This is a genomic window from Maribacter spongiicola (assembly GCF_052119685.1).
Lineage (GTDB): Bacteria > Bacteroidota > Bacteroidia > Flavobacteriales > Flavobacteriaceae > Maribacter > Maribacter spongiicola_A.
On the sequence record NZ_JBGQOO010000002.1, the window covers coordinates 46,908 to 71,301 of the forward strand.

The 24,394-nt window shown below is 33.9% G+C and carries 27 protein-coding genes; 22 read left to right on the top strand and 5 right to left on the bottom strand.

Annotation, left to right across the window (positions count from 1 at the left end):
• The first annotated feature begins 105 nt into the window (after positions 1–105).
• From ACEN2N_RS04265 to ACEN2N_RS04310, 10 genes are all read left to right on the top strand, one after another.
• Positions 106–387, top strand: coding sequence for an EF-hand domain-containing protein (locus tag ACEN2N_RS04265; RefSeq protein WP_441823164.1), 282 nt, complete (start codon positions 106–108; stop codon positions 385–387).
• A 27-nt stretch (positions 388–414) separates the two neighbouring features.
• Positions 415–1,878, top strand: coding sequence for a CotH kinase family protein (locus ACEN2N_RS04270; protein WP_441823165.1), 1,464 nt, complete (start codon positions 415–417; stop codon positions 1,876–1,878).
• Between the two features lie 396 nt (positions 1,879–2,274).
• Positions 2,275–2,445, top strand: a complete 171-nt coding sequence (locus ACEN2N_RS04275) for a hypothetical protein (RefSeq protein WP_441823166.1) — start codon at positions 2,275–2,277, stop codon at positions 2,443–2,445.
• A 209-nt stretch (positions 2,446–2,654) separates the two neighbouring features.
• Positions 2,655–3,434 (top strand): YHYH protein, encoded by a 780-nt coding sequence (locus ACEN2N_RS04280; protein WP_441823167.1) that lies wholly within the window; start codon positions 2,655–2,657, stop codon positions 3,432–3,434.
• A gap of 2 nt (positions 3,435–3,436) precedes the next feature.
• Positions 3,437–4,057, top strand: coding sequence for a toxin-antitoxin system YwqK family antitoxin (locus ACEN2N_RS04285; RefSeq protein WP_441823168.1), 621 nt, complete (start codon positions 3,437–3,439; stop codon positions 4,055–4,057).
• Positions 4,054–4,728 carry an SCO family protein gene (locus ACEN2N_RS04290; RefSeq protein WP_441823169.1) on the top strand — a complete coding sequence of 225 codons (675 nt, stop codon included), beginning with the start codon at positions 4,054–4,056 and terminating at the stop codon, positions 4,726–4,728. Before ACEN2N_RS04285 ends, ACEN2N_RS04290 begins: the two co-directional genes overlap by 4 nt.
• Before the next feature lie 202 nt (positions 4,729–4,930).
• The gene (locus tag ACEN2N_RS04295) at positions 4,931–5,893 is read left to right on the top strand and encodes a nickel-binding protein (RefSeq protein WP_441823170.1); all 963 of its coding nucleotides are present in this window, start codon (positions 4,931–4,933) and stop codon (positions 5,891–5,893) included.
• Positions 5,890–5,988 (top strand): AraC family transcriptional regulator, encoded by a 99-nt coding sequence (locus ACEN2N_RS04300; RefSeq protein WP_441823549.1) that lies wholly within the window; start codon positions 5,890–5,892, stop codon positions 5,986–5,988. Before ACEN2N_RS04295 ends, ACEN2N_RS04300 begins: the two co-directional genes overlap by 4 nt.
• A 118-nt stretch (positions 5,989–6,106) precedes the next feature.
• Entirely contained in the window at positions 6,107–6,883 is a 777-nt protein-coding gene (gene mddA / locus ACEN2N_RS04305) for a methanethiol S-methyltransferase (protein WP_441823171.1), read from the top strand.
• 19 nt (positions 6,884–6,902) lie between these two features.
• Positions 6,903–8,294 carry an FAD-binding oxidoreductase gene (locus ACEN2N_RS04310; RefSeq protein ID WP_441823172.1) on the top strand — a complete coding sequence of 464 codons (1,392 nt, stop codon included), beginning with the start codon at positions 6,903–6,905 and terminating at the stop codon, positions 8,292–8,294.
• 337 nt (positions 8,295–8,631) lie between these two features.
• Here the strand turns inward: ACEN2N_RS04310 and ACEN2N_RS04315 are convergent, their stop codons facing one another.
• The 4 genes from ACEN2N_RS04315 to ACEN2N_RS04330 all read right to left on the bottom strand — a co-directional run bounded on the left by ACEN2N_RS04315 (position 8,632) and on the right by ACEN2N_RS04330 (position 12,724).
• On the bottom strand, positions 8,632–9,309 hold the full coding sequence (locus ACEN2N_RS04315) for a type 1 glutamine amidotransferase domain-containing protein (protein WP_441823173.1): 678 nt from the start codon (positions 9,307–9,309) through the stop codon (positions 8,632–8,634).
• 42 nt (positions 9,310–9,351) lie between these two features.
• Positions 9,352–10,350 carry an NADP-dependent oxidoreductase gene (locus ACEN2N_RS04320; protein ID WP_441823174.1) on the bottom strand — a complete coding sequence of 333 codons (999 nt, stop codon included), beginning with the start codon at positions 10,348–10,350 and terminating at the stop codon, positions 9,352–9,354.
• Between the two features lie 209 nt (positions 10,351–10,559).
• Positions 10,560–11,960, bottom strand: a complete 1,401-nt coding sequence (locus tag ACEN2N_RS04325) for an NAD-dependent succinate-semialdehyde dehydrogenase (protein WP_441823175.1) — start codon at positions 11,958–11,960, stop codon at positions 10,560–10,562.
• Between the two features lie 23 nt (positions 11,961–11,983).
• Entirely contained in the window at positions 11,984–12,724 is a 741-nt protein-coding gene (locus tag ACEN2N_RS04330) for an SDR family oxidoreductase (protein ID WP_441823176.1), read from the bottom strand.
• Positions 12,725–12,955: 231 nt separating this feature from the next.
• On the opposite strand from ACEN2N_RS04330, the gene ACEN2N_RS04335 reads away from it, so the two are divergent.
• The gene (locus tag ACEN2N_RS04335; protein WP_441823177.1) at positions 12,956–13,147 is read left to right on the top strand and encodes a hypothetical protein; all 192 of its coding nucleotides are present in this window, start codon (positions 12,956–12,958) and stop codon (positions 13,145–13,147) included.
• Here ACEN2N_RS04335 and ACEN2N_RS04340 read toward each other — a convergent pair.
• On the bottom strand, positions 13,144–14,028 hold the full coding sequence (locus ACEN2N_RS04340; RefSeq protein WP_441823178.1) for an AraC family transcriptional regulator: 885 nt from the start codon (positions 14,026–14,028) through the stop codon (positions 13,144–13,146). The two genes, ACEN2N_RS04335 and ACEN2N_RS04340, sit on opposite strands and share 4 nt — an antisense overlap.
• Positions 14,029–14,237: 209 nt before the next feature.
• Between ACEN2N_RS04340 and ACEN2N_RS04345 the strand changes: the two genes are divergently transcribed.
• The 11 genes from ACEN2N_RS04345 to ACEN2N_RS04395 all read left to right on the top strand — a co-directional run bounded on the left by ACEN2N_RS04345 (position 14,238) and on the right by ACEN2N_RS04395 (position 24,239).
• A complete protein-coding gene (locus ACEN2N_RS04345) occupies positions 14,238–15,740 on the top strand; it encodes a BCCT family transporter (protein ID WP_441823179.1) in 1,503 nt (500 codons plus the stop codon).
• A gap of 13 nt (positions 15,741–15,753) precedes the next feature.
• Positions 15,754–16,311, top strand: coding sequence for an alpha-ketoglutarate-dependent dioxygenase AlkB family protein (locus ACEN2N_RS04350; RefSeq protein WP_441823180.1), 558 nt, complete (start codon positions 15,754–15,756; stop codon positions 16,309–16,311).
• A 133-nt stretch (positions 16,312–16,444) separates the two neighbouring features.
• A complete protein-coding gene (locus ACEN2N_RS04355) occupies positions 16,445–16,744 on the top strand; it encodes a putative quinol monooxygenase (RefSeq protein WP_441823181.1) in 300 nt (99 codons plus the stop codon).
• Positions 16,745–16,952: 208 nt separating this feature from the next.
• Positions 16,953–17,627, top strand: a complete 675-nt coding sequence (locus ACEN2N_RS04360) for an NAD(P)H-dependent oxidoreductase (RefSeq protein WP_441823182.1) — start codon at positions 16,953–16,955, stop codon at positions 17,625–17,627.
• An 84-nt stretch (positions 17,628–17,711) separates the two neighbouring features.
• Complete coding sequence (locus ACEN2N_RS04365) at positions 17,712–18,464, top strand: DUF4437 domain-containing protein (RefSeq protein ID WP_441823550.1); 753 nt, start codon at positions 17,712–17,714, stop codon at positions 18,462–18,464.
• 302 nt (positions 18,465–18,766) lie between these two features.
• On the top strand, positions 18,767–18,895 hold the full coding sequence (locus ACEN2N_RS04370; protein ID WP_441823183.1) for a hypothetical protein: 129 nt from the start codon (positions 18,767–18,769) through the stop codon (positions 18,893–18,895).
• Positions 18,896–18,980: 85 nt separating this feature from the next.
• Positions 18,981–20,096: an esterase-like activity of phytase family protein gene (locus ACEN2N_RS04375; RefSeq protein ID WP_441823184.1), complete on the top strand. Its 1,116-nt coding sequence runs from the start codon at positions 18,981–18,983 to the stop codon at positions 20,094–20,096.
• Between the two features lie 204 nt (positions 20,097–20,300).
• Entirely contained in the window at positions 20,301–20,924 is a 624-nt protein-coding gene (locus ACEN2N_RS04380) for a MarC family protein (protein ID WP_441823185.1), read from the top strand.
• A 44-nt stretch (positions 20,925–20,968) separates the two neighbouring features.
• Positions 20,969–21,499: an NAD(P)H-dependent oxidoreductase gene (locus tag ACEN2N_RS04385; protein ID WP_441823186.1), complete on the top strand. Its 531-nt coding sequence runs from the start codon at positions 20,969–20,971 to the stop codon at positions 21,497–21,499.
• Between the two features lie 63 nt (positions 21,500–21,562).
• Positions 21,563–23,461 carry a monovalent cation:proton antiporter-2 (CPA2) family protein gene (locus tag ACEN2N_RS04390; protein ID WP_441823187.1) on the top strand — a complete coding sequence of 633 codons (1,899 nt, stop codon included), beginning with the start codon at positions 21,563–21,565 and terminating at the stop codon, positions 23,459–23,461.
• Between the two features lie 193 nt (positions 23,462–23,654).
• Positions 23,655–24,239, top strand: a complete 585-nt coding sequence (locus ACEN2N_RS04395; protein WP_441823188.1) for a DUF6515 family protein — start codon at positions 23,655–23,657, stop codon at positions 24,237–24,239.
• Positions 24,240–24,394 lie beyond the last annotated feature (155 nt).

The following is a 24,394-nucleotide window of genomic DNA, read 5'->3' on the forward strand; positions in this document are numbered from 1 at the left end:
ATATGGCTTTCACTTAAAAGTAAACGGCAAACACTTAATGCGCTCATATTACATTGAAGTTTCTCACATCTTTGTTCTCGAATAGTAATTATTAAATTAAAACATATGAAACGTATTACACTAAAAACAGGATTATTATTTGCCATGTTGGTTGCTTTTGGAACCGTTACCGCAAATGCACAATCTAAAGGAGAAAGAAAAGAACCACCAACGGCTACCGAGCTTTTAAAGCAAATGGATAAGGACGAAGATGGTCAACTTTCTAAAGAAGAAGTAAAAGGACCTTTAAAAGATGATTTCGATAAAATTGATACTGATGAAGATGGTTTTCTTACTGAAGAAGAATTAGAAAAAGCTCCTAAACCAAAAGGAAGACCTAGAAACTAATTCAAATTAACCCTTAAAATTTTACACATGAGTTATAAAGATATCAAGTCTGTTTTTCCGATTGAAAAGATTTTATTTTTCATATTCATTTCTGTTTTTATTGCCTGTAGTGATGATGACACAGTAACAAGTACTGACGAGGATGAAGAAGAAATAGTTGAAAAGGAAGAAGTTAGTACTACTATTGACGATACCGATTTTGAAGCTACAGATTGGACCACCGCAACACACAGTAAAGATGCCGACCCAGATTTTGACGAGGTATTTGAAGATAATGTGGTAAAACGCCTTGATATTGTTATAACCGAGGATCGTTGGGAAAGTATGTTAGATAACATGACATCTCTTTATGGTTCCTTTGGCGGATCTAGCCAAGGAGGCGGACCAGTGGGCACTACATCAACTGATGAGGATCCTATATTTGTTCCTGCAGAAGTATTCTATGAAGGTATTGAATGGTATAGAGTTGGTGTTCGATTTAAAGGAAACTCTAGCTTACAATCTACTTGGCAAGCAGGTAACTTAAAACTTTCCTTTAAACTAGATTTTGATGAGTATGAAGATGATTATCCTCAAATAGATAATCAACGCTTTTATGGATTTAAGAAGTTAAGTCTTAAAAATAACTTTGACGATAAATCAATGCTTCGTGAAAAAGTGGCAGCAGATGTGTTTCGCAGTGCAGGGTTGGCCGTTTCAAACACTGCATTTTACACGGTTTATGTCGATCATGGCGATGGCCCTATTTATTTCGGATTGTACACCCTTGTAGAAGAAGTTGATGATACCGTAATAGATGAGCAGTTTTCTGATGATGACGGAAATTTGTATAAGCCAGATGGTGATGCCGCTACTTTTGCCGCAGGTACTTATGATGAAGATGAATATGTTAAAAAGACAAATGAAGATGATGCCGATTTTTCTGATGTAGAAAGTCTTTTAAATATTCTACATGATGCGTCAAGAACAACAGATGCTGCAGCATGGAGAACAAATTTAAATGCAACACTTGATACTGATGTATTCTTGAAATACTTAGCTACCAATACTATTATTCAAAATTGGGATACCTATGGTAGAATGTCACATAACTACTATCTATATAACAACCCAGATAACAGTAAGTTAACGTGGATACCATGGGACAATAATGAAGCTCTACAAACCGGTAAACAACAAGGTTCTGCAGCGTTAGATTTCTCAAATATTACAGCATCGCAATGGCCTTTAATATCATACTTGTATACTGATGATGTTTACCAAGCTAAGTATGATGCCTACGTTCAAGAAGTTATTGAAGGTCCTTTTAACGAGGCAACGGTACAAGCATTATATGCTAGCTATTCCACGCTAATTGAACCTTATGCAACTTCTGAAACTGAAGGGTATACCTTTTTAAACTCTAGTGCAGATTTTCAGAATGCGGTGAATGAATTAAATGCCCATGCCACAAGTAGAACTGCGGCAGTAAATAGTTACCTAAATAGATAATAATTGTTGTTGATGTTAGCTCAAAGCTTCGTGAGAAATCATGTAGCTTTATTTAAACACAAAAGTCTTACAACGGATTACAAAATAGCTTTCAATGGTATTGTTCAGAAAGGTTAGAAGTAAATTATTAAGGCTAGAAAAGTTTAAAACGTACTTCGTTTACGCGCTTGGCGAAATAGCATTAATAGTAGTAGGTCTATTGATTGCCTGGAAAATCAACAACATAAATGAAATTAAAAAAAATAGGGTAGTATAACTTAAAATTTATAAAAGCTTAAGTCAAGAACTGGACACTAATTTAATAGTTCTCGATAGTGCAATTGTAAGTTATACAAAGAGCATTCAAATGCTACATAACACTTTAAATTATTTAGGTGATTATACAGCTATCAGCGTGTGAAAAACTACGGTTTACAATCGAACTATCCAGATTTATTGGCGAGTAGAGGGTACCAAAACGGAGTAATACATAGACTCTTACAGACTAAAGGTCAATTGGCTATAGCAAAAAACTTAAGAAGTAAAACTATTGCCACGAAAATAGATCAAGAATTACACAGATCATAAATGCGTAGAATATATTGAAAACATCATCGCGATTTCATCTAAAACTGATTGAATTAAAACAAAAGTCAGTATCGATAAATCATTAATCTGAAAGTTAACGGGTATTCGCTGAAAACTATGTCTTATTCACTGATTTGCACATTTTGGTATGCGTTAAGTACTTAGTATTGTATTGATTATAAATAGAAAATTAGCTCAAATTAAATATTATGAAAAAAAATAGTTTAAAAAATGTTCCTTCATTTTCCTTTGTATCGGCATTGGTATTGATTTCTGTAATCGCTTGTAGCAGCGATAGCACAGATGATACTATTATCAGTGACGAATCTACTATAGAAGATGAAGAAGTAGTTACCGAATTACATGCAGCCTACGCCGCATTTAATTCCGATGCGGTAACCGTTTATTTAGATGGTTCTGACGTAGTTATCGAAACTACAGGGTTACCTAATCATGAAACAATTTATTGGGGAGAAGGTAATGCCTTGTATAGAGAAGAACCTGATGTTGACAAAACCCCAAGTATTATGTCTAGCAATAATAATGCGACAACGATTCGTATAGATGCAATACCAAATTTAACCGGTAGCACCATTGAAACAGAATTAGGTACTATTGGTATCGCTGTAAGTGGTTCTTCATTATTTAATGACCAAGAAGGTGGTGGTGCACTAGATCAAGCAGCTGGTAGTTTAGATTGGACAGGCGCTCATATCGGTCCTGGTGTTTATCACTATCACTTAGAGCCAAAAGCGTTTACTGATGATGATGAAAACTTAGTAGGAATACTGTTAGATGGTGTTTTTATTTATGGTCGTAAATGTAATTCAACAGGAGATTATCCTTCAGATCTTGATGCTTCTGGCGGACATACCACTATTACTCAATACACTGATGGTGAAGTAGAATATCATTACCATATTATAAATGAAGTTTATTCAACAACAGGATCATACTTAGCATTTGCCGGTCCTTACCAAGGATATTAAAAATGAGAATAGTTCACTTCCATATTATTTGTTTTATACTGATTTTTCAAATTGGTTGTAAGAATTCAACAGAGCCCAAAACTTTGGTGGAGAAACCAATAGAAATTAAGCAAGAAACTAAATTTAAAGAAGAGTTGACATTAAATCAATTGGAAGGAACTTGGTATTATAAAAACTCACCTTATGATGGTTATTCAATAGCCTTACATGAAAATGGTACTTTGGCAGAAAAGGTGGGTTTTATAAAAGGTAAAAGAGAAGGTAAAGCCCAAAAATGGTCTGAAGCCGGAGTTTTACGAGTGGCATATCACTATAAAAATAATCGACTTGAAGGTTCTTATAAAAGCTGGTGGGAAAATGGTCAATTAGCGCAAGATGCTAATTACGTTAATGGTAATATGAACGGGGTTGAAAAGAAATGGTATCCAGACGGGCAATTGGCAAAAAAAAGACAATTGTTAAATGGTAAGGAAGAAGGTTTACAAAAAGCATGGTTGCAAAATGGAACTTTGTACGTAAACTATGAAGCTAAAAACGGACGTATTTTTGGATTACGGAGAGCAAATTCTTGTTATCAATTAGAAGATGAAGTTGTAATTAAATCAGAAAACGAATTATTATGAACAAGACAGTACTTTCTATAGTTGTTATATTACTTTTTGCTGCTTGTAAACAAACGGTAAAAAAAGAGAATATTCAGGTAACTGAAACCAGTAGGGTAGAGCACTTGCCATTTTATAACGATGAGTCATTTACGCCACATTGGATAACTCCAAATACTGAAGAAGAGAAACAATTTCATAAAATTCCAGATTTTAAATTGGTGGATCAATTAGGAGATACATTGACGCAAAAATCATTTGATAATCAAATTTATATTACGGACTTCTTTTTTACGAGTTGCCCAGGTATTTGCTTGAAGATGACCAATAATATGACCAAGGTACAAGAAGCCTTTTTAGATAATCCGGAAGTAGCTATTCTTTCACATTCCGTTACTCCATCCATAGATTCGGTTTCTGTTCTTAAAACATATGCTGAAAAGAACGGAGTTATAGATTCTAAATGGCACTTAGTTACAGGTGATAAAACTGAAATTTACAACTTAGGTAGAAACGAATATTTTGTAGAAAATGATTTAGGTATTCCTAATGATATCAATGATTTTTTACACACAGAAAATTTTCTGTTGATTGATAAAAACAAGCACATAAGAGGCATTTATAACGGACTCAATAGAGCGTCTGTTGCCCAATTAATAACCGATGTAAATGCATTATTGAAAGAAATGTAATATCTACTAGCTTAGTTTTACGTTGAATAGACTATATAATTGTATCCCTAGTATTAGGTATATTAATGTTAAAAATTGAATTACAACCTATTAACAATCAATCCCCTATTAAAAAATACTTACTTTTATATGGCTTACAAAACATAATCCTCCGGTTTTTACGAGCAGTAACCTTGTAAAAAATACCAACATGCCCATATACATGGATAGACACGATGTGTCTCAAGGAGTAACCGCAGAGGATGTAGCAGATCTACATAATCAAGATTTAATTGTTCAGCATAAATATTGCTGTAAAGGTCTAAGCTATTGGTTCGACGAAGACCGTTCTACCGCATTTTGTTTAGTCGAAGCTCCAAATATGGAAGCGATTATAGAAATGCATACCAATTCACATGGTGATGTGCCTAACACTATAATTGAAGTCGATACTAGTATTGTCGAATCTTTTTTAGGACGCATTGAGGACCCATCCAAATCTCAAAAAAAAGAACTAAATATTGTCAATAATCCTAGTTTTCGAATTTTGGCTGTACTAAAATTTATGGATAGACAGTATTCAACTTCTCCGAAAAAAAGAGTACTAGAAAAAATAAAAAACATCATTGAAAAATATGCAGGTCGACTCATAGACAGTCATAAAGAATATCTGCTGATATCTTTTACATCTACAACCAACGCACTACATGGTATTTTAGAATTGAAAAAGTATTATGTTCTAACTAAAAAAAGTACAGAACAAATTCGTATTGGTATTGGAGCAGGAGTACCAATTACCCAAAACCATGGTTTTTTTGAAGAAACGATTAAGACTGCAAAACGTTTAACAGATATTCAACATTCGCATATCATTGTAACTACAGAAGTTAAAGAGTTATATGAGAGTGAAAATCAGAACAAAAGATTAAATCCTGATATATTTAAAATACTCCTTTTTCAAGAAGAAGAGTTTCTAAACGATGTTATGAATTATTTAGATAGCGAATGGCAAAATCCCAATTTATGTGTAGACGATTTTTGTTCGCATTTGGGGTTAAGCAATTCTCAATTATATCGAAAGACCAAAAGTCTACTACAAACATCAACCAATTATTTAATTCAAAGACATCGGTTGAATAAGGCTATCAAACTTTTGATTAAAAAAGATATGAACATTTCTGAATAGCATTTGAAACAGGGTTTAATAGTGCGGCATATTTTACAAAATGCTTTCAAAAAGAATATAATATTCTGCCTTCCAATTATTTAAAAAGTGTTTAAAAGAATAATTTGACTTTTATATTAATGACCGAAAAGTTATAGTATTTGGTTGAAATGTAGAATTTACAATGAAAAAGCATGGCTAGATTTGGAAGATAAAACCAAAACAATCAATGTCATGAAAAAAATTATCATCCTTATTTACGGTATTCTAGCTTATTTTATTTTCCTAATTGCTTTTCTGTATGCCATAGGTTTCGTCAATAATTTATGGGTGCCAAAAAGTATAGATTCCGGTGTTGAAATAGATACACTAAATGCTTTACTTATAAACGTTGGCTTGCTAAGTGTTTTCGCCTTACAACATAGTGTTATGGCAAGACCGGCATTTAAAAAATGGTGGTTTAACATTATAGGCAAAGCAGCAGAGCGTAGTACCTATATACTCTTATCTAGCCTGGCGTTACTATTAATTTATTGGCAATGGCAGCCAATGACTTCGGTGCTATGGTCTGTAGATAATGTAGTTTTAGCTTCTATTATTCAAGGAGTTTTTTTTATGGGTTGGTTAATCGTTTTATTATCTACGTTTATGATAAGCCATTTTGAACTGTTCGGTCTCACTCAAATCGTAGATAATCTTAAAAACAAGTTAACCAAAGAACCTTCATTTAAGGTCAACTATTTCTACGGGCTGGTACGTCATCCTATTATGCTAGGTTTTATAATTGCTTTTTGGGCTACACCAACTATGACTATAGGTCATCTATTATTCGCAGTAGTAACAACCTGCTATATTCTAATTGCAGTTAAATTTCTAGAGGAGAAAGACCTAAAAAAGGCATTAGGTACAACCTATATCGATTATCAAAAAAAGGTTCCCATGATTATCCCTTTTACCAAATTATCGAATAATAATACCATAGACCCACAAGGTTTGAAAAGTGGAATTTAATAATCTAAAATATAAAATCATGAATCTAGATACACAATCATGTTCAGAAAGTTTAGTTGAAAGCTTACGAAAGCTAATAAATTGTGCCATAATAACACCGACCGACCAAAACTATAATACGTCTCGTAAAGTATATAATGCCATGATAGACAAAAATCCTGGAGTCATGGTTATGTGCACGAATACTACTGAAGTACAAACCGCTGTAAACTTTGCAAGAAATAATAATTTACTCGTTGCAATTAGAGGAGGTGGACACAATGGTGGCGGATTAGGATTATGTGATGACGGAATGGTCATTGATTTATCAGGTCTAAAATCAATTACCGTCAATACAGAAAATAAGACCGTAAAGGTAGGTGGTGGATGTATTTGGAACGAGGTAGACAATGCCACGCATGAGCACGGTTTGGCAATACCTTCCGGCATGGTTTCAAGTACCGGCGTTGGGGGACTTACACTAGGTGGTGGTGTTGGATATCTTTCTAGAAAATACGGGTTAACCATTGATAACCTCCTGGAAGCTGAAATGGTTTTGGCAGATGGTTCCATAGTAACCACTAACAAAGATGAACTTCCTAATTTGTTTTGGGCTATTCGCGGGGGTGGCGGTAATTTTGGAATTGTGACTAAATTTACTTTTCAGGCACATCAACAGAAAATGGTATATGGAGGACCAACATTGTGGCCCATAGAACAAACTGAGGAGATAATGGGTTGGTTTGATGGTTATATAAGAAACGCGCCAGATGATATAAACGGCTTTATCGCTACTATGATAATTCCCGAATCGCCATTTCCTGAACACCTACATAATAAGAAGTTTTGCGCCATTGTTTGGTGTTATACAGGTGAAATGGACAAAATGGATGAAACTTTTGCTCCGATTTTAGAAAAGAATCCCTTATTTGCTCATATGGGAGAAATGCCTTATCCGGCTATGCAATCTATGTTCGATGGTTTGTTTCCAACAGGAATGCAATGGTATTGGAGAGCCGATTTTTTTAAATCTTTGACTCCTGAAATTACCGCTCAGCATTTAAAATTTGGTTCTGAAATTCCGACGCCACTATCACAAATGCATTTATACCCAATAACAGGTGTCGCAAGTAGGGTAGGAGCAACCGAAACTCCTTGGGCTTACCGTGATGCTGATTATTGTGGTGTATACGTTGGTGTTGATCCCAACCCAAATAATGCTACTAAAATTACGGAGTGGTGTAAAGGATATTATGATGCATTGCATCCATATACCGCAGGTGGTGCCTATTCTAATTTTATGATGGATGAAGGTCAAGAACGGGTACAAGCGAGTTATAAACACAACTATAATCGTTTGGCAGCTATAAAACATCAATATGACCCCACTAACTTTTTTAGGGTAAACCAGAATATTGTTCCAAAATCATAATTTAAGAATATTTAAAACGGATTTGATACAGTATGTTTTGTTTTAGGTAATGAATTCAATTGATGAATTTATATATAAAGTGGATGATAATAATTGTGGATTTAGGGTGAAGAATACGGCTGAACAAAGTACGTGTCCGTTTTAAAGATATGAAATGTAATTATAGATCAATTAGCATACGAGTATAGATATGCCTTCTGACTACAGGCAGGACAAACTTAATATTCTCATATGATGCGGAATAATTTGTATCAAAAATATTAAGGTTTAATTACCATATAAAACTAAAAAAGCCTGCAAATTGCTTGCAGGCTTTTATATTGAATATGAAATGCTATTACTTCAAAGCAGCTAATAATTTCTCTGCTACTACTTCGGATGAAGCTGGGTTCTGACCTGTTATAAGATTTCCATCTTGTACAGCGTAAGAAGCCCAATCTTCTTTCTTAGAATAAATTCCGCCATTTTCTTGTAGCATGTCTTCTACCAAGAAAGGAACAACCTCAGTTAATTGAACAGCCGCTTCTTCACTATTTGTGAACCCGGTTACTTTTTTACCATTTACTAAAGCTTTACCATCTTTTCCCTTTACACCTTTTAAAGCTGCAGGAGCGTGACATACAAAAGCAATTGGTTTTTCTTGTTCATTGAATGTTTCAATCAATTTGATTGAAGTAGCGTCGTTTGCTAAATCCCATAACGGTCCGTGACCACCTGGGTAGAAAACTGCATCAAAATCAGAAGCATTTACATCAGCTAATTTTTTAGTGTTGTTGATAACACTCTGAGCATCTTTATCTTCTTTATAACGCTTTGTATCTTTTGTCTGAGCATCTTCGGTATCACTACTTGGGTCAATTGGTGCTTGACCGCCTTTTGGTGTAGCTACTGTAATTTCTACACCTTTGTCTAATAATGCGTAATACGGAGCTGCAAACTCTTCAATCCAAAATCCTGTTTTCTTTCCTGTGTCTCCTAATTGATCGTGAGACGTTAATACAAATAATATTTTCATTGTTTTTTGTTTTAAGTTATTGATTTATAGCGAGTCTAAATGTTAGACCTTTACTATCATTTTTCCTTTATTTTTACCATCCATCATATCTAAGAACGCTTGTGGCGTATTCTCAAATCCTTCAACAACAGTTTCTTTATACTTTAATTTACTTTCACCTAACCAAGTTGCTAATTGCTTCATAGCTACAGGGAATTTATCGGCGTAGTTAGAAACAATAAATCCTTGCATTAAAGCACTATTCTTAACCAAGAAAGGTTGTACAGCAACAGCCATAGGTAGTTCGGTTTTGTTGTAGACCGAAATAGCGCCACAAATGATAATTCTTGCGAACTGATTTATGTTAAATAAAACAGCATCAGAAATTGGACCCCCTACATTATCAAAATAGATATCAACTCCTTTTGGTGCCGCTTCTTTTATGGCAGCTTTCATATCATTAGTAGTTTTATAATTGATACCATGATCAAACCCAAATTCAGATTTTAGCATATCAATTTTTTCATCTGTACCAGCAATACCAATAACATTAAGTCCTAGTATTTTACCGATCTGACCAACAACACTACCAACTGCACCAGCAGCGCCAGATACCACTAAAGTTTCTCCTTTTTTAGGTTTACCTATTTCGTGAAGTCCTAAAAAGGCAGTTAACCCAGTCATACCAACAATACCTAAATAAGCACTTAGTGGGGCTTTACTTTTATCTATCTTCTGTAAGCCTTCGCCAGTTGAAATTTGTTTCTCTTTCCATTGCAATAAGCCTGAAACAAAATCTCCTTTTTTGAATTTGTCGTTCTTGGTTTCAATAACTTCAGCTACAATACCTGAGCTAATTGGCTCACCAACATTGAAGGGAGGTACATAAGATTTTGCATCGCTCATACGACCACGTAAATAAGGGTCAACAGAGATATATTTTGATTCTAAAAGTATTTCACCTTCAGATACATTTAAGTTATTCTCTAATTCTATAAAATCGAAATCTGCGAGGGTAGGAGTACCTACCGGACGCTGTTTTAAATTAATTGACTTAATCATAAGTTATTTATTTAATTTTTAAATATGTCAGATGTTATCTATGAGTTGATACACGGTATACATCAGAAAATTCAATATGCTATTTTTATACAATTCAAAGGTATTACAAAAAAAGAATGAACATTCATTTTTTAACGAAAGTTTATAAAAATAGAAATCATATAATAGACAAAAGGCAGTCATTTGACTGCCTTTTATTTTGTCACTTTTTACTTCTCATCCATTATAATAATAGACTTTACATTAACGAACTCTTTCATTCCGAACCCGCCATGTTCACGACCGTAACCAGAATCTTTGACTCCGCCGAAAGGCATTGAAGGTTCTGCTAATCCGAAGGAATTAATAAAAACCATTCCTGTATCAAAATGCTTTTCAGCAAGTTCTGTAGCCTTATCAATATCTTTAGAAAAAATTCCTCCACCGAGACCAAATCTACTGTCATTCGCTATTCGCATAGCGTCTTCATCATCTTTAGCTTTAATCAATGATGCAACCGGTCCGAATAACTCATCATCATACGCTGGCTGACCTGGCATTACATTGCCTAATACCGTGGCAGGGTAGAAGTAGCCTTCACCATCTGGAATTTTTCCGCCACATAATATTTCAGCACCTTTTTCGACGCTTTCGAGAACTTGTTCGTGAATTTCTTTTCTTAAATCTTCACGAGCCATTGGTCCTAATTCCGTTTCCTTTTTCTTAGGATCGCCAACTTTTAAGGCATCCATAGCTTTAACGAATTTTTCTTTGAATTCATCATAAACTTTCTCAGTTGCAATAAATCGTTTGGCAGCGATACAGGTTTCTCCATTATTATAAATACGGCCCATTACACTTTTTTCTACCGCTAAATCAATATCTGCATCTTCTAAAACTAAATAGGCATCATTACTGCCTAATTCTAGCACCGTTTTCTTTAATTGCGCACCTGCTTTTTCTCCAATTTTCTCACCTGCCACTGGGCTACCGGTTAAAGTTACCCCTCTTATTAATTTGTGTTCTATAATGGCATTAGACTGATCATGTTCGATTATCATAACATTAAAAAGTCCGGCAGGCAAACCAGCAGTATCAAAAATGGTTTTTAATAATTTCGCTGTTCCTGTTACGTTCGAAGCATGTTTTAAAAGAATACTATTACCTGCCATAAGATTTACGATAGTATATCGTAATACTTGATAGCTTGGATAGTTCCAAGGTTGAATTCCGTAAATAATTCCCATTGGGGAATAGGTAATAATACCTTTTCCTCCATTAGATAACTCTCGTTTTTCGTTCTTTAAAAATCCTGGCGCATTCTCGGCTGAATAATCACAAATTGATGTACAAAGGTCAACTTCATGCTCGCTTTGAGAAAGTAGCTTACCCATTTCATCGGTCATTAATTCCGCCAGCTCTTTCTTATAATTTTGAAGTTCTTTACCGATAGATTTTATAATCTCGCCGCGTTCTTCAATAGATTTCATTTTCCATTTCATAAACGCCTTATGAGATTGTTGTATGCTTTCTTCTACTTGGTCATCTGTCATATAAGTATGCGATGTAATTTCTTTACCAGTAGTAGGATTTATTGTTTTGAATGTATCTTGTTTTGTTGTCGTAGACATAGCTTTTTTTTAAATTAATTATATTATTGTTGGTCACTTGGCACCAAATAGACATCATTGATATTTACACGTTTTGGTTGTGTTAATACGTAGTAGATAGAATTTGCAATATCTTCAGCCTCTAAGGTGTCCATTTTTTGCATTTCCTTTATTTTCTCTTTGATATCCTCATCGCTAATGGTGCTAGTTAGATTTGTAGCAACTGCACCAGGTTCTATTGAAGTAATATTAATACCGTATTTAGGTGCCAATTCTTGACGAAGACCTTCTGAAAACATTTTTACTGCAGATTTTGTCGCGCAATACACCGCACCACCAGGAAAATACCTATTCGCAGCCATTGAAGAAATGTTGATGATATTACCGCCTTTATTTTCTATCAACTCTGGTAATACTGCAGCCACACCATTTAAAACTCCTTTTATATTTACATCTACCATTTTATCCCACTCATCGGTTTTTAGCTTTTCTACAAATGACAAAGGCATTAATCCGGCATTATTTACCAAACCGGAAATTTTGCCAAATTCTCGTTTTGTTTTAGATACCACTTTCTCGAAATCACTTTTTTTGGTTACATCGCCTGTAACAACTAAAGCTTCTCCGCCTTTTTTGGTAATCTCAGATTTTAAGTCATTCAGCTCATCTTCACTTCTTGCCATTAAGACCACTTTGGCTCCGTTATCTGCTAATTTGATTGCTGTTGCTCTACCTATACCACTAGATGCACCAGTTATTATAATTACTTTATCTTCTAAATTCATTGTATCTTATTTTGATTAGACCACAAGATATCGGTAGTATCTAATAACTTTTAATCATATGAATTCAAGTATTGACCGATAAGGTATTGAGCTAAGGCTTTACCGATGTGAGCTAAAAAACGACTCTATTTGCTGCTAAATGAAGTTTGAATTGGAAATTATAAAGACGGTTACTTAATTAAATGCCACTAATTTGACCCTTCTTTTTTAATGACTATTTAGAATTATTGAATGATGACAAATTCTGATATGGCAGCGACCTGTTTATCTGTAAAAGATGCACAAGCCGTTATTATAGGTTGTACAGAAATTCCGTTAGCGATTCAATATGAAAAAATAGAAGATAGTTCGATATTCGATGCGACTACGGTCTTAGCAAGAGCATTGATCAGGGAATCTAAAAAGATGGAAATGACTGCCTAACTAGCACAAGCGCCTCGTGCAAGAATCATATAATTGCCATTATTTTTAAATTCTTTTATAGAAGTACCTACATAGCGTTTAAAGGTTTTTGACAAATGACTAACATCTGTAAAGCCTAAATCGTCGGCTATTTGTGTAAGGGTATAATCGGAATTTAATAAACGAATTTCAACTAGTTTTAACCTAGCTTTAATGATGTATTCACGTAAAGAGATATGTACCTGCTTTTTAAAATATTCACTTACATAGGTTGGCGACATCATAAAAACTTCAGCTAGATTTTCGACCTTTAGCAATTCGGTTCTATCTATATTTTCATTGATATAGGTGAGCATTTTAGTGATTCTCTCTTCTGAAACTTTCGCATCTGTATCGAAATAATTACTCTTCTTAATATTCCTAATTAATATCTCTAAAATACTGGTCATTAAACTAGTGATAAGGTTTACCGAATCAGTACCATAATTTCTGGTTTCTAAGAGAATCATACCAAATAGATTATTAATATGAAGCTTATCTGTTTCTGACTTAATGATATCGCCCGGTAATTGATTGTAATTAGAAAGAATATATGATGCCTCTTTAAACCACTCGTTTTTACCAACCTGTCTATGGTTTGGAGTTCTAAAAAAGGAGTCCGTAAATTTTAAGAAAACGAATTTCGTAGGCTTTTCAATTGTAAATGAATGGCACTTTAAGGGTGGCAACAAAAACATACTGCCCTCTTGGTAATCAAAATTATTATAGTTTATACATTGCGTTCCTTCTCCTGATTTTATTAAAACCAATTCGAAAAAGTTATTCTTAACTGGTCTTACTTTCCAAGAAGACAATTCTACTTCTTGTATTTCAAAAGGTTTAATTGCATCTATAATTTGCATAATCTTGTATTAATCGTGCGAATATAGCTCAATTTGGTTTGAAACAGAACTGAAATAGGTGTACAAACCTCTATATATACTATTTAATCCTTTTAATTTACCGGTATGGCTTTTAATTCCTAATTCTTAAATATTATACTCCAACGATAAACACTCGCCAGAAATAAGATTTATATTCTAATCTCTATTTTTACAAAAAACCAATAATTTTGATTTTAAAATACATTCAAAAGCACTCCATATTATCTATTTCTGTAGGCATCATTTTTATATGCACTTTAATTGTATTTTTTGCAACAGAAGCAAGTTATACCGCTATTGAAAGTGCCTCGTTATGGGTTCGTAACTATTTTGGGTACTTCTATTTATATTTAGGTTTTGGTTGTGTCGTAGCATTATTGCTGATTGCTTTTTCTACCTATGGAAACATAAAATTAGGCAAGTCATCTTCTAAACCAAAATACACCCTTTGGTCGTGGATAGCCATGTTATACAGTGCCGGTATGGGTTCTGGCATTTTATTACGGGCGGTACAAGAACCAGTTTATATGCAGCAAAATCCGCCATTTGCATCTGGCTTTTCAAATGAAACCGTTGCTTTGGAATTCACGTTTTACCAATGGGGAATTACTGCTTGGGCATTTTACGGACTATTTGCTGTTATCGTTGGCTATGCCCTGCACGTTAAAAAAAAGAAAGTCAGAATTAGCGCTACAATTGAAGACCGTATTAAAAGTAAACCTATTAGAGGCAGCGTAGATATTATCACCATTATCACAACTATTTTCGGATTAATTGCTGCAATTGGCTTGGGTACCACACAAATTAATGGCGGACTTAATCATGTTTTTAATGCAGATTTCGGAATAACGACAACGATTATTCTGTGTATTTGTATATCAACAATAGCGTGTTATTCTGCTTGGCAAGGTGTTAATAAAGGAATCAAAATTTTCTCCAAATTAAATATTATTGTTACGCTGGTCATTCTTTTATTCGTATTTTTTACAAGCGATGTACGAGGCATTATAATTTCGTTTTTTACTGCGTTGTATCGGTATATCATAGACTTTATACCGATGAGTTTGGCTATTGGCAATTACAATCCTGGGTTGGAATTCTTAACAGATTGGACTTTTTATTATTGGGCATTTTGGTTGGCTTGGGCGCCTTTTACAGGTATTTTTATTGCTCGTATTTCTAAAGGTCGTACCATTAGGCAACTACTTTTGGGTGTGTTAATTATTCCTAGTTTAGGAACCTTCTTCTGGTTTTCTGTCTTTGGATCTTCAGCTTTTAATTTAATCGAAACTTGGGGTACTTACGATAATCAATTCGGTAATGTATTCTCGTCTATATTTGTGTTTTTTGAACATTATCCGTTCGCTACAGTATTAAATATAACATCGATATTTTTATTAATTAGTTTTTTGATTACATCAGTCGATTCTGCAGTATTCGTATTAAGCATGTTTACCGATAAGGGTTCTAAAAATCCGAATAAAACCCATCGTGTTATATGGTCTATTTTCATCTTATTGGCAACCATTGCTTTAATACTTTTAGGTAATATTAAGGCAAATGTCAATGTTTTAGAAGCTGTACAACGCTTGCTTATTATCACCTCGCTACCGTTCTCATTTTTTATCATTATTATGTTTGGCTTTTTTGTAAAAGATCTTAGAAAAACCCGACCAAAAGACAATAATTGAAAGGAAAGTTACAATGGATGTATTCAATCAAAGAGATTTGTTTTCTACCGATGAAGTCCGAAAAACCGAATTTGATTTTCCTGGTGCTGATATTTTTTTATTTGAAAATTTCTGTTCAAATGAAGAAAGCGATAGACTATACACCAGTCTTTTAAATAACACCAATCGGGAGCAAGATCAACTTCTTATTTACGATAAAGAAATAGACTTATCTAGATTAACGGCTTGGCACGGAGATACCGATGCAGATGAGTCTTATGCACATACCAAAAGTAAAGTACTCCCTTGGACCGAAGGTTTACTTTTTATAAAAAAACGTATAGAGCAAAAGGTAGATGTCAAATTTATACTGTGTTTGCTCAACTATTATAGAGATGGGGAAGACAGCGTTAATTGGCATCGTGACTACACTGGAGAAAAATGGAAAAATACGGTCATTGGTTCGGTCACTTTTGGCGCGACTAGATCATTTCAACTCAAACATGCAACTAGAAAAGATTTAAAACGAGTAGATATCCCTTTGGCACACGGCAGCTTACTGATTATGCAAGGAGCAACACAAGAAAACTGAATGTATAAAATTGCGAAAACTACAACGAAAATTCTGACTAGGATTAATCTCACTTTTAGGTGGGTTAGTTAATTTTTTGTTCATCAATCTTTACCTTTGAGTAATTAATTTTATCACTCATTTAAAACATCTTATGAAAAAATCATATTTAACCTTAGTAGTACATATTTTAGTAAAAGAAGCATATAGAGAAGAAATAAAAGCTGCATTGCTTAAGCTCATTAGTCCTACTAGAGGCGAAGAAGGTTGTATTGCTTATGATTTACACCAAGATAATGACAACCCAAACCTATTCTTATTTCATGAAAAATGGGTAAATCAAGAATATTTAACCAAACATTCTCAAAGTGACCACATTGCCGCATATAGAATTGTTTCTAAAGATAAATTAGAGAACGTTACTGCTTACAAAATGACGGAGCTTACCAACTAGACTATTAATAATAAAGGTTTTATATCTAAAAAATATAGTACAAACCAGTATTTATATTGGCTTACAGCTTGTTTTGGCCATGTTTTAATATTTGATTGCTCAAAAACCTGTTTTTGTACATACATCACCTTTTTTTTATACTACAACATAGGCTCATTACCTATATATCTTTGTCTCAAAATTAAACAACAGACATAAAATATATAAAATGAGCACACCTAACATTGCCAAAGTAGACATACTAAACGCTTTTAATTACAGACACGCTACCAAGGAATTTGATGCTACAAAAACCATTTCTGATGCCGATATGAAATTTATCTTAGAAACGGCACATTTATCGCCTAGTTCATTTGGTTTTGAGCCCTGGCATTTTGTGGTGGTACAGGACAAAGAGTTAAGAGAGCTTTTAAAACCTGTTGCTTGGGGCGCGCCTTTAAAATTAGATACTGCCAGCCACTTTGTTTTAGGTTTAGCTATGAAAGCGCCTATGGTAAAGCACGATGCGCCTTATATAGGGCATATGATGAAAGAGGTAAAACAAATGCCTGCCGAAGTTATAGAAATGTACTCTAAATTTTACAGAGAATTTCAGGAGCGTGATTTTAACCTTGATACCGATAAAAAGTTATTCGATTGGTCTTCTAAGCAAACTTACATTGCATTGGGTAATATGATGACAGCTGCTGCATTAACAGGCATAGATTCTTGCCCAATTGAAGGTTTTCACCAAGAAAAAGCAGAGGCTTTATTACAGGAGAAATTTGGAATTGATACCGATAAATACGGATTGGCTTTTATGGCTGCCTTTGGGTACAGAAAAGCGGACCCAGAGTTTCCTAAATCTAGAAGAGATTTTGATGATATTGTAACTTATAAATAAAACACAATGAAAACATAATTTTTAATACTATTTATACTTATAGTTAGCGTAATCTCAGTCGCGCAGACACCAACAACAGATGATATTAAATCTGTAAACGAAGTTGTAACCGCAGATAATGTAGAATGGGGTTGGTTAAATCCTTTACGAGGCAATAAGAGTCCGGCTGCAGGTAAACTTTGGGAAGATCGTACCAAAAACGAACCAGCGGGATTTTTGGTGAAATTTAAAAAGGGATTTTCATCACCTCCACACATTCACAACATTACGTATAGAGGTATAGTAATTAAGGGTTTATTGCATAATGATGATGAAAATGCAAAGAAACAATTGCTTCCGCCAGGATCATATTGGCAACAGCCAGCAGGAGAAGCGCATATCACTGCTGCTGATGGTGAAGATAATATGGCGTTTTTAGACATTCAAGAAGGTCCGTATTTGGTGAAACCAACATCTGAAGCTTTTGATATTGGCGAAAGACCAGTTAATGTTCATAAAACAAACTTAGTTTGGCTAAACGCTAATGATATACAATGGGTTTCAGAAAAAAATGTAGAAACTGCCTTTTTATGGGGAATTCACGAAAAAAATCAGCTACGTGCCACATTTTTAAAGTTGCCTGCAGGTTTTAAGGGAAGCATTAAAAATTTAAGTCCGAATTTTAGGGCAGTGGTTATATCCGGCAAGGTAACACAGCAATTTTCTAAAAAAGATGCTGAAAATGTCTTAGAACTGGGTTCTTATTTCGGTGCCGAGGAAGATGCAGAGCCTTTGTTGAGTACAGATACAGAAACGGTTATTTACATCCGTACTAATGGGAATTTTAAGGTTAAATAAATCAAAGAAATTGTTATGAAACGGAAAGAAGAGGAAGACAAGTAGGTATTTCCCTTCTTTGTTTTAATTTTTAAGGAATAGCAAGAACTATTTTACAGATTATTGTTATACAACAGTACAAGAACAAACTTTCTTTTCGTTTTGTGAGTATACCAATATTCTTTTTTATTGAAATCTTATATTTCGAGAAGGGGAGTGGCGGTAAATCCGGGTTCATTGCTAAATACTAAAATGCCTAAAGAATCTACGGGAAACATTGGTCTCCTGAAGAGTAAGGAGTTGATATTTTGTACAATTTAAGCATGACAGATTTAGCAAAAACAGGTCAATATTTTGATAATGATAAAGGTTCATATGCCACAGAACACGCAGATGCTTACAACACTAAGAAAATCGAAAATTTACTTTCCATAACTGCCACATTGGTTTAGGTATTTTTTGTTCTTTTAATTTGATACAACCTTTTTATTATGAATAATTTTGCAAGAATAAAATTTCACTATTAAAACCGATAAAATGAGGATTGTAGTAAAATTGCTATTTGCATGCACAGCTTTAATAATAACATTTTGCGGTAGTAAAAAAGATAGCAAAGAAGCCGAAACTACTTTAAACTTACGTTTTTTAGATGAGTACGTTCTGCCGGCAGAATCAACTCTTAACAACACTAAAGTTGGTGGTTTATCGAGTATTGATTATACAAATGACAGTTATTATTTACTCAGTGATGATACTGAATCTCCAAGGTTTTATAAAGCTGAGATATCTTTTGACTTAAATGGCTTTGATTCCATCTTCATGAAATCGGTCACACTCCTTAAAGATAAAAATGGTCTAGATTTTTCTGAAGGAAGTATTGATCCAGAATCATTAAGATATGATAACGGTGCGTTCATTTGGACAAGTGAAGGTAATATCAATAATGGGGTAAACCCATTTATACGTATTTCAGATTCAAACGGAATATTCGTTAAAGAAATTGATATCAGAGACCGCTTTTTAATTCACGCTGACTCAAATTTTGGTCCTCGTCATAATGGCGTTTTTGAAAGTATTACCTTAAGTCATCACCAAAAAGGTTATTGGGTTGCGATGGAATTACCATTGAAAGAAGATGGAGTAGAACCAACTTTAGAAGAAACACATTCCCCCGTAAGAATAGCTTTCATTAATAAAAAAACAGGGAATTTCGAAAAGGAAATTGTGTATGAATTGGACAAAGTTACTCGTCCTGCAACTAACGGAGCCACTTTTGAATTAAATGGTATTGTAGAGATTCTAGAATATGATACAAATAAATTTATTGTTTTAGAACGTTCGTATTCTATGGGTTACGCTGACGGAGGTAATACCGTTAAAATTTACGATGTAGATGCTAGCAAAGCTACCAATGTAAGCAGTATCAATAGTTTAAAAGGTTCTAGCTATACCAAAGTAACAAAGAAACTTTTGTTCAATTTTGAGGATATTAGAAAAGAACTTACCAACGGTATCGTCGATAACATTGAAGGGTTAACTTTTGGTCCTAATTTTAAAAATGGTAATCGTTCTTTACTAGTTGTTTCCGATAATAATTTTAGCAATTATGGTCCTCAGCTGAATCAATTTATCTTGTTTGAAGTAGAGAAATAAAATTGCAAAACATTTTTAAAAAATCATTAAAAGCTTCAGATAGTAATTAGACTATAATATGCTATAAATTTCATTAAAAAGCTGAGATTAATATAAAGTTTTCTTAGCTTTTCTTAATTTCTAATATTTCCCAAAAGATTCAAAATATTCTTGGAATTTCAGTTAGAAATCAGGTTCTTGCGCGATTAAATTTTGCTTAAAATAATGGATGATTTAACTACCTTTTCTATTGCTGTTTTTACGGGCTTCTTTGCCATTACAAACCCAATATCTAACATGACCGTTTTTCTGTCTTTGACTCAAGGGGCAGATGAAAAAACCAAGGCTGATATCAATAAAAGAGCAAATATTATTGCCTTTATAATCGTTCTGGTATTTGTCCTTTTAGGAAAATATATATTCGAGCTTTTCAATATTAGTATTCCTGCATTTAAAATTACGGGTGGTATTTTAATATTCTATATCGGTTTTGACATGCTACAATCAAAACAGTCTAATGTTAAGAATATTAAACACGTAAATATTGATGAGAATATTGCCGTTTCCCCATTGGCAATACCGATTTTAGCCGGTCCAGGTACGATTGTTACCGCAATGAACTTTGTTTCAAATGCACAACCTATTCATATTACTATAGTAATTGCAATTTTTGCTTTTATGAGTTTACTAACTTATTTTACTTTTAGATTGAGTAATTTGATCGTAAAATTAGTAGGCTACAATGTGATTTCTGTAATTGGTAAAATTATGGGTTTGATTATCGCCATTATCGGTACAGGTATGATTATAGAAGGTATTAAAATATCTTTTAATCTTATTACAAAATAGGTACCATACCCTAACAGTACTTGTTTTTCTTAATTTGGCTGAATATGAAAAAGGTTTTAATATTATTTGCTCATCCAAAGTTCGAAAAGTCAAGGGCAAATATGGTTTTAGTAAATCATATTAAAAATAAAGAAGGTGTAACTTTTCGTGATTTGTACGAGGAATATCCAGATTTTCTTATCGATGTTCCTTTTGAAAAGAAATTATTAGAACAGCATGATGTTATCATTTGGCATCACCCCATGTATTGGTATAGTTGTCCTCCGCTTTTAAAACAATGGATAGATATGGTGCTTGAATTTAATTGGGCTTACGGACCGAATGGCACAGCTTTATCTTCTAAAATCTGTTTAAACGCTATTACCACTGGTGGTAGTAAAGAACTATACTGCACCCAAGGAACAAATAGTTATACGATAACAGAATTTTTAAGACCTTTTGAACAAACTGCTAATTTGTGTTTAATGAACTATCATAAACCTTTTACCGTAATGGGAACTTATAGATTAACAGATGATGAACTTGAGGTTTATGGTGCGCAGTACAGTGACCTTATCGATGAACTTCAGCTGTAATTAGTTACATTCAATTTAATATGAGGTGTCCATGAATATGGCTTCAAATTTAAACCAACCCTTATGACCGGCAGTATACTTTTCGACGCTATTGTTTTCTTACTGGGAGCAATAATATGCGTTTCTATAGCAAAACGATTTGGACTAAGCTCTGTTATAGGCTATTTAATGGCAGGTGTTCTTATTGGTCCTTATGTACTAGGTTTTATTGGCGAAGAAGGTGAAGACATTCTCCATTTTGCTGAATTTGGGGTTGTCGTTATGCTGTTTTTAATCGGACTAGAAATTGAACCAAAGAATTTTTGGAACATGCGTAAAACCATTGCCGGTATGGGTGGCTTGCAAGTTGCCGGTACCATGCTTTTTTCTTTTATTTTTTTCTCCCTTTTAGATTTTGAATGGAAAGTGGCGTTGGTTACTTCTATGGCGGTAGCATTATCTTCAACGGCGATTGCCATGCAGACTATAAAAGAAAAAGGATTAATGGAAACCACGTTTGGCAATTCAGCTTTTTCAATTTTACTATTTCAAGATATCATAGTTATATTTATGTTGGGAGCCATACCATTACTATCAAATACTAATGTAGATACTACTACCGATTCCCATGAAGCCAGTAGCAATCTTTTAGATGGTTTACCAATGGGCTACCAAACACTCGCCATTATATTATCGGTGGCATTGATTATTGGTGCCGGGCAATATTTAATTGTTCCAATGCTTCGTAAGGTTGCGCAAACAGGTGTTCGTGAACTTTTAATAGCATCGGCCTTGTTAATTGTTTTTAGCATTTCCTTTTTAATGGAATATGTAGGGCTTTCGCCTGCATTAGGAGCGTTCTTAGGTGGGGTTGTGCTATCTAACAGCGAATATAAACATGAACTTGAAAGTACCTTAGAACCTTTTAAAAACCTATTACTGGGTTTGTTTTTTATTGCCGTAGGCGCTTCCATAAATTTCGTTGTAATCGCAAAAATGCCTTTGACCATTGGCGGAATATTAATTGCTGTCATTTTAATTAAAGCATTGGTGTTATTTGTTATTGGTACTGTGTTTAAAATGAAACTTGATCAGAAATTGTTACTGACCTTCGGTTTGGCGCAAATTGGTGAATTTGCCTTTGTACTACTTTCGTTTGCATTTCAATTGAACATTCTAGAACAAGAGCAAATGGATATTCTATTGGTAATTACTGCATTAACAATGTCCATAACCCCGATTATTAGTATTATTAACGAACGTTTGATCCTCCCAAAAATTGGCACAAAAGAATCTATAAAAAGACCTATGGACCACATTGCAAAATCGCAAAATGTTATTCTTGTTGGCTTTGGGCACTTTGGTAGTACCGTTGGTCGTTTTTTAAGGTCGCATGGTATTGAGCCAACAGTTTTGGACCAAGATTCTAACCGAGTCGACTTTCTTCGTAAAATGGGATTTGAGGTGTATTATGGCGATGCCACACGTATTGATCTGTTAGAATCTGCTGGTATTGCTCAAGCTAAAATATTAATCTGTGCCATTGACAACCCTAATGTTACCAAAGAAATTACCAAAATGGTCAAAGAAAAATATCCTCATGTAGAACTTATGATACGGGCACAAAATAGATATGATGCCTACGAATTATTGAATATGGGTATGGAGAATATTTATCGAGAATCTCTAGACACATCGCTATCTTTAGCTAAAGATGTACTTAGTAAGTTAGGTTTTAGAAAATACACCTTAAATCAACAGGTCCAAAATTTCATTAAATATGATGAGAGTAGTTTAAGAAGATTGGCTGCAGAACCTAAGCAAGATGATAATTATATTTTTAAAGCCAGAAAGGAATTAGAAGAGCAAGAAAGATTGCTTAATGAAGATTTTAAAAGAGGTATTGTAGAATATGATAACCACTGGGATAGCGAGTCTATACGAAAAGTACTAGAAGACCAACAAAAAGACAATCCGTCATAAATACAACTCTCAATTCATCATTCGCTTAAAAAACTGGATTTTATACTTCTATAAAATTGAAAGATTCGTAGATAGAATGCATCTACTGGTCTATTTCTTCTGCATTTTCGAGGTTTCAAATTCAACCACCACTTTAATTATATGTCTTAGTATTGAACGTAAAATAAAAGTTTGACCTTTTAAATTTAAAACGATGAAAACAAATACTAAAACATACGTAGTACTAGGTTTATTTTTAGTGGCATTTACATTGCCAAGTACAGCACAAACACGTAAAAGAACAACTACAAAAACTACAGTTTCGAGAACGGTAACAAAAAAACCGGGTAGAGTTTCAAGTAAAAAAGTAGTTTACCGAACACCTACCAAAAAAGTAGTATCGGTAAGAACAGTACCAAATAGAACGGTGGTTAGGCATAATGGTCAAGTTTACTATTATTCTAACAATAGATATTATACTGCTTCTAGAGGTAGGTATATAGCTATAGCTCCAAAAGTTGGATTTAGAATAAGAACCTTACCATCTAATTCGGTTAGAATTAATTATAATAATCACGTGTATTTTAATGTAGCAGGAACATTTTATCAACAAACTAATTCTAAATATGAGGTTGTTGAGCCAGAAATTGGAACTTTGGTATATGAATTACCAGATGGGTATGAGAAAGTGACCATTGATGGTTTAACATACTATGAGTATGCTAACATACTTTACGAGAAAATTCAAGTAGATGGTTCTAGAGCTTATGAAGTTGTAGGTATCATTGATATGGAATAACGTATAATCTAATTTTTATAATGAAATGGCTTCCGAAGAAATTCGTAAGCCATTGTTTTTTGTAATTTATAAAACATGATATTGGTTAGGTTCCGAAAAAATGGAATGACCTACTTTTAACTCCATAACGAGAATACGAATCTCAAACGTTTTAT

Bases quoted from the DNA above. Each gene is read 5' to 3' on its own strand.
- ACEN2N_RS04265 (WP_441823164.1), top strand. From the start codon at position 106: ATGAAACGTATTACACTAAAAACAGGATTATTATTTGCCATGTTGGTT.
- ACEN2N_RS04270 (WP_441823165.1), top strand. From the start codon at position 415: ATGAGTTATAAAGATATCAAGTCTGTTTTTCCGATTGAAAAGATTTTA.
- ACEN2N_RS04280 (WP_441823167.1), top strand. From the start codon at position 2,655: ATGAAAAAAAATAGTTTAAAAAATGTTCCTTCATTTTCCTTTGTATCG.
- ACEN2N_RS04285 (WP_441823168.1), top strand. From the start codon at position 3,437: ATGAGAATAGTTCACTTCCATATTATTTGTTTTATACTGATTTTTCAA.
- ACEN2N_RS04290 (WP_441823169.1), top strand. From the start codon at position 4,054: ATGAACAAGACAGTACTTTCTATAGTTGTTATATTACTTTTTGCTGCT.
- ACEN2N_RS04295 (WP_441823170.1), top strand. From the start codon at position 4,931: ATGGATAGACACGATGTGTCTCAAGGAGTAACCGCAGAGGATGTAGCA.
- mddA (WP_441823171.1), top strand. From the start codon at position 6,107: ATGAAAAAAATTATCATCCTTATTTACGGTATTCTAGCTTATTTTATT.
- ACEN2N_RS04310 (WP_441823172.1), top strand. From the start codon at position 6,903: ATGAATCTAGATACACAATCATGTTCAGAAAGTTTAGTTGAAAGCTTA.
- ACEN2N_RS04315 (WP_441823173.1), bottom strand. From the start codon at position 9,309: ATGAAAATATTATTTGTATTAACGTCTCACGATCAATTAGGAGACACA.
- ACEN2N_RS04320 (WP_441823174.1), bottom strand. From the start codon at position 10,350: ATGATTAAGTCAATTAATTTAAAACAGCGTCCGGTAGGTACTCCTACC.
- ACEN2N_RS04325 (WP_441823175.1), bottom strand. From the start codon at position 11,960: ATGTCTACGACAACAAAACAAGATACATTCAAAACAATAAATCCTACT.
- ACEN2N_RS04330 (WP_441823176.1), bottom strand. From the start codon at position 12,724: ATGAATTTAGAAGATAAAGTAATTATAATAACTGGTGCATCTAGTGGT.
- ACEN2N_RS04335 (WP_441823177.1), top strand. From the start codon at position 12,956: ATGATGACAAATTCTGATATGGCAGCGACCTGTTTATCTGTAAAAGAT.
- ACEN2N_RS04340 (WP_441823178.1), bottom strand. From the start codon at position 14,028: ATGCAAATTATAGATGCAATTAAACCTTTTGAAATACAAGAAGTAGAA.
- ACEN2N_RS04350 (WP_441823180.1), top strand. From the start codon at position 15,754: ATGGATGTATTCAATCAAAGAGATTTGTTTTCTACCGATGAAGTCCGA.
- ACEN2N_RS04355 (WP_441823181.1), top strand. From the start codon at position 16,445: ATGAAAAAATCATATTTAACCTTAGTAGTACATATTTTAGTAAAAGAA.
- ACEN2N_RS04360 (WP_441823182.1), top strand. From the start codon at position 16,953: ATGAGCACACCTAACATTGCCAAAGTAGACATACTAAACGCTTTTAAT.
- ACEN2N_RS04370 (WP_441823183.1), top strand. From the start codon at position 18,767: ATGACAGATTTAGCAAAAACAGGTCAATATTTTGATAATGATAAAGGT.
- ACEN2N_RS04375 (WP_441823184.1), top strand. From the start codon at position 18,981: ATGAGGATTGTAGTAAAATTGCTATTTGCATGCACAGCTTTAATAATA.
- ACEN2N_RS04380 (WP_441823185.1), top strand. From the start codon at position 20,301: ATGGATGATTTAACTACCTTTTCTATTGCTGTTTTTACGGGCTTCTTT.
- ACEN2N_RS04385 (WP_441823186.1), top strand. From the start codon at position 20,969: ATGAAAAAGGTTTTAATATTATTTGCTCATCCAAAGTTCGAAAAGTCA.
- ACEN2N_RS04390 (WP_441823187.1), top strand. From the start codon at position 21,563: ATGACCGGCAGTATACTTTTCGACGCTATTGTTTTCTTACTGGGAGCA.
- ACEN2N_RS04395 (WP_441823188.1), top strand. From the start codon at position 23,655: ATGAAAACAAATACTAAAACATACGTAGTACTAGGTTTATTTTTAGTG.